Here is a 214-nt window from a genome sequence, read left to right on the forward strand (position 1 = left end):
AATTGGAACAGCGGCTTATGGGGCGTCTAATGCAGGGGAAGGGATTCATAACATCCAACTTGGAAATGCAGGGGATATTCATACGAAATCCTATAATCGTATCCGAGATACGCTTTTCATGGGGAATGACAAGCTGTATCATGATGTTGGTAATGTCTTTGTGACGGCGAGTGCCATCATGATTCCCATAGGGCAGACTCAGAGCGTTGTCAAG

General features: G+C 45.8%; 1 pseudogene. It reads left to right on the forward strand.

The features are described from left to right. Positions 1–214, forward strand: a pseudogene (locus ADH52_RS01990) (hypothetical protein); the annotation flags it as partial.

Origin of the sequence: Streptococcus pseudopneumoniae (assembly GCF_001072665.1) — a bacterium.
Classification (GTDB): domain Bacteria; phylum Bacillota; class Bacilli; order Lactobacillales; family Streptococcaceae; genus Streptococcus; species Streptococcus pseudopneumoniae_S.